Source organism: Sphingobacterium shayense, assembly GCF_013179575.1.
Taxonomy (GTDB): domain Bacteria; phylum Bacteroidota; class Bacteroidia; order Sphingobacteriales; family Sphingobacteriaceae; genus Sphingobacterium; species Sphingobacterium shayense.
In genome coordinates this window covers 1-4,410 of record NZ_JABMCQ010000240.1, presented here as the reverse complement: position 1 = coordinate 4,410, position 4,410 = coordinate 1, and the positions used below count along the sequence as shown (strand labels likewise).

Genomic DNA, 4,410 nt, shown 5'->3' with positions numbered 1-4,410 from the left:
ATCAGTTTTTCTGTTAGGCCACTGACTCCATTAGTTCCCATAACAACAAAACTAATTGGATTATCGCCAATAAGTTCAAGAATAATGTCGCTTAAATTGCCCTGTATACAAGCCCTGCTTATAGAAAGGCTTGGAAACTCAGCATTTATCTTTTGCGCCCATTCGTCTATTTTAAGTTCCGCTTTGTTTTGTTGGAAGGAGTCGAGTTCTTCGTTAAAATCAGCGGTAGCCATTATCCGCCCGATGCTAGAGTATACATGTAAAATATGAAGAGCAAAATTATATTTAATCGCTAATTGGGCTCCATAGCGAGTCGCAGTCCATGCATTTTCTGAAAAATCCGTAGGTAAAAGAATAGCATTTTGCATACAATAAACATTTTAGTTAGCATATCAAACATACTAAAATCGACCGATATACGAATCTATATCACGTTATTATTGTGTCATTGGACGGAAATAAGGGTTAAAGTCTTTCATTTTTTTTCCACAGAGCGGTTCCAAAGTTGTAGCGTATAGTAAATGATTGCTGATTGCTGATTTGGTCTGAATCGAAATGGAATGAAGCTGTGAACTTTCCTTCGAGAGCTCCTTTTTTAAATGGTATCCATCCAACGTCGACTCGATCGTAGCGATTACGGTGGTAGAAAGAATCGCCCATAGGGAGATTCTGAGCATCCCCCAAATAGAATGTATTTTTCATAAAGAATCTTTTGTATCGTAAATGGATATTGGAAATAAAGCCTTTGGCGGATCGGAGTTCGTATTCCGTTCGGATCCGGTCAAAACCCAGAGCAAATCCCGCGTCGATCGTCAATGAATCCAAAAAAGTAAGATGGCTCAAGTCTACTCCGGCCCGTAGGAGAACAATGCCATTGTCTTGGATATGTTCTTCGATACTGTCGTTACTTGTCAACGCGTTGTGATACAACAATGCATCGTCAGCAATGTAGAAACGTCCAAAAGTATATTTACCAGAAAGTCCGACAAGAAAGCGCTCTCGGTGGTCGTGGCTTTGTTTGCTTAACCAATCGATAAAAAGAGCTTGTTTTAATTTTTTATTCCCGTAAGAGAAGTACATGCCTTCCATATTCGGACGGTCATAAAGGAATGTGTCAGCTAATACGATTAGCGGAATGTCTTTTAATCTTTCGTATCGTGGCATATGCCCCAACGCGAAGTCGAAATTTTTGTCTTTATAGTTGTAGTAGACTATAGGTGAAATTTTTGACCGATTTTGTGTGTGCTTGCCAAAATCCTGTTTGTATTGTATGCCACCAATAATACGGTGGTTACTGTCTAACGCAAAATATAGTTGGGGTGATAAGATAGTTCCAAAATAGGTTTTATCTTCGGTGTACATAGATTTAAATTCTCTGTTGTCGGCGTATCCAAATAAATCAATTTCCAGGCCGATCCGTTGAGCGTTTGTTCGACTTCCGATTAATAGGAGTGCGATGATAGAAAGAAAAGTAAAAAATCTTACGCTGATCATTGTTCAAAAGGTCTAAATTGAAAAGGTCGTCCTGAATATAGACGACCTTTTACATATACTTGTGATGTTCTTAAACTTCAAGCAGTAATCTAGCAGGATCTTCTAATAGTTGTTTTAGACGAACTAAGAAACTTACTGATTCACGACCATCAATAATTCGGTGATCATAAGACAGAGCGATATACATCATCGGTCGAATGACCACTTGTCCGTTTTCAGCAATAGGACGTTGTACAATGTTATGCATTCCTAGAATTGCTGACTGCGGTGCATTGATTATCGGTGTTGACATCATTGAACCAAACACTCCTCCGTTGGTAATAGTGAAGGTCCCGCCTGTCATTTCGTCGATAGTTAATTTGTTATCACGAGCCTTGGTAGCAAGAACAATGATTTCTTTTTCAATTTGGTGAAGGCTCATCGATTCCGCGTTGCGGATCACAGGTACCACAAGACCTTTAGGTGCCGATACTGCGATTGAAATATCACAGAAGTCAGAATATACTAATTCATTTTCTTCAATACGAGCATTAACAGCGGGCCATTCCTTCAACGCTGTTGTAACAGCCTTGGTGAAAAATGACATGAAGCCAAGCCCAACGCCGTGTTTTTCTTTGAAAGTTTCTTTATACTTCGCACGAAGATCCATGATCGGTTGCATGTTTACTTCGTTGAAAGTAGTTAGCATAGCCGTGTCATTTTTTACACTTACTAATCGCTTAGCGATAGTTTTGCGTAAAGAGGTCATCTTCTCACGACGTTCATTACGTGCACCAGCTGGCTGAGCAATTACAGGAGCAGTGGCTGCTGCAGGTTTACTCGTAGGTGTAGCAGGCTTTGCTTGTGCTTTTTCCGCATCTTCTTTAGTAATACGACCATCTTTCCCTGTTCCTTTAATTGTCGAAGGATCAATACCTTTTTCTCTTAAAATCTTGGCAGCAGCAGGGGATGCAGTACCAGCGGCATAAGATTCTGGATTCTCAGGATCGGTTGCCGAAACTGGGGTGTTGCTTTCTGCTTTTGCAGCAGGAGCTTCTTCTTTGGTTTCACTACCAGCTGCAGGAGCATCACCTTCTTCGATACTACAAACAACAGCACCGATTTCTAAAGTATCACCTTCTTGAGCTATAATTTTGAGGATTCCCGCTTTTTCGGCCGGAAGCTCAAACGTAGCTTTGTCAGATTCCAATTCAGCGATGTTTTCGTCCATTTCAACGTAATCGCCATCTTGTTTTAGCCATTGTGCCAAGGTTACCTCGGTTATCGATTCACCTACTGCTGGTACTTTAATTTCTAAGCTCATATTTTTGTCTTCAGTTATATCAACAACAAGTTAATATGTCGATATGTTTTAAATTTCAAATGCTTTATTAATAATCTCTGTTTGTTGCGCTTGGTGGTGTTTCATATACCCAGTTGCAGGTGAACCACTTTCGGGGCGAGCAATTACGTTTAAGTCTAGACTTGTGCCGCGGAATTTACGCGAGTAAAATGGCCATGCACCCATGTTTTCGTTTTCCTCTTGTACCCACACGAATTCTGCTTTTGCGTATTTCTTCTGCAACGCTTCTATTTGTTTGTGTGCAATAGGGAACAGCTGTTCAACCCGTACCAAAGCAATGTCTTTACGTTTGTCAGTTTCTTGCTTTTCTAGCAAGTCGTAATATAGTTTACCTGAGCACAGAATTACTCGCTTAACAGATTTAGCTGTTACATTTTGATCATCAATGATTTCTTGGAAATTGTTTTCTGTGAAATCTGTAATAGAAGAAACAGCTTTAGGATAACGCAATAAACTCTTCGGTGTAGCAACAACAAGAGGCTTTCTAAATTCACGGTGTAACTGGCGACGTAATAAATGAAAATAATTGGCCGGTGTTGTACAATTAGCAACGATCATGTTGTTGTTTGCGCATAACTCTAGGTAACGTTCTATCCGGCAAGAAGAGTGTTCTGGACCTTGGCCTTCCATACCGTGAGGAAGAAGCATCACGAGTCCATTTGAGCGTTTCCACTTAGTTTCTCCTGATGAAATATATTGATCAAATACAATTTGAGCACCATTAGCGAAGTCTCCGAACTGAGCCTCCCAAATTGTAAGGGAGTTAGGGTTCACCGAGGAATAGCCATACTCAAAAGCTAATACTGCGTATTCTGATAACAAAGAATTGTAGATATTGAAACGGTTTCCTCCATTAAGTTTTGCGAGTGGGGTATACGTTTCATCAGAATCTTCTAATGTGACAACCGCATGGCGGTGAGAGAACGTTCCACGTTGAACGTCTTGCCCAGAGATACGCACACGGTAATCCTCATTCAATAATGTAGCATATGCCATTAATTCTCCCATTGCCCAGTCATATTTGTCGGAGTCGATCATTTTTAATCGATCGTCAAATACTTTGGTAATTTTCCGGAAGAATTTTTTGTCTTTAGGAAGCGTGTTTAGTTCTTTAGCTAATGATATGAATAGTTCTTTAGATACTTTCGTGTTTATTTCTACCTCTACGTCTGCAGATTTAGCTGGGCGTAGCCCTTTCCATGCCCCGGCGAACATAGGGCGTTCGTCGCTAATCTGCTCCACTTTTTTGGCCTCGTCTAGACGCTCCTGAAGTACATTTCGAAAATCTTTCTCAAGTAGTTTTGCAAAGTCGATATCGATTGTCCCTTCGTCGACAAGCTTTTTCACGTATATAGCAAGTGTATTAGGATGTTTCTCAATTAGCTTATATAGTGAAGGCTGAGTGAATTTAGGCTCATCTGCCTCATTGTGACCGAACCGTCTATAACCTAAAAGATCTATAAAGACATCTGTTTTATATTTTTGACGATATTCGACAGCAATGTTGATTGCGTAAACCAGGGCTTCTACGTCATCTCCATTAACATGAAATACAGGAGACAAAGTTACTTTCG

4 protein-coding genes are annotated in these 4,410 nt (G+C 40.2%); all 4 read right to left on the bottom strand.

All coding sequences use genetic code 11. From position 1 onward, the window contains the following. Positions 1-368 (bottom strand): universal stress protein (locus tag HP439_RS17990; RefSeq protein ID WP_172391716.1); only part of this gene is annotated, 368 nt, incomplete at its 3' end. A gap of 97 nt (positions 369-465) precedes the next feature. Further along, the gene (locus tag HP439_RS17985; protein ID WP_172391715.1) at positions 466-1,494 is read right to left on the bottom strand and encodes an STAS domain-containing protein; all 1,029 of its coding nucleotides are present in this window, start codon (positions 1,492-1,494) and stop codon (positions 466-468) included. A gap of 70 nt (positions 1,495-1,564) precedes the next feature. Further along, complete coding sequence (gene odhB, locus HP439_RS17980) at positions 1,565-2,797, bottom strand: 2-oxoglutarate dehydrogenase complex dihydrolipoyllysine-residue succinyltransferase (protein WP_172391714.1); 1,233 nt, start codon at positions 2,795-2,797, stop codon at positions 1,565-1,567. A gap of 48 nt (positions 2,798-2,845) precedes the next feature. Continuing rightward, a partial coding sequence (locus HP439_RS17975; protein WP_246229408.1) for a thiamine pyrophosphate-dependent enzyme occupies positions 2,846-4,410 on the bottom strand: 1,565 nt, incomplete at its 5' end.

Bases quoted from the DNA above. Each gene is read 5' to 3' on its own strand.
- HP439_RS17985 (WP_172391715.1), bottom strand. From the start codon at position 1,494: ATGATCAGCGTAAGATTTTTTACTTTTCTTTCTATCATCGCACTCCTA.
- odhB (WP_172391714.1), bottom strand. From the start codon at position 2,797: ATGAGCTTAGAAATTAAAGTACCAGCAGTAGGTGAATCGATAACCGAG.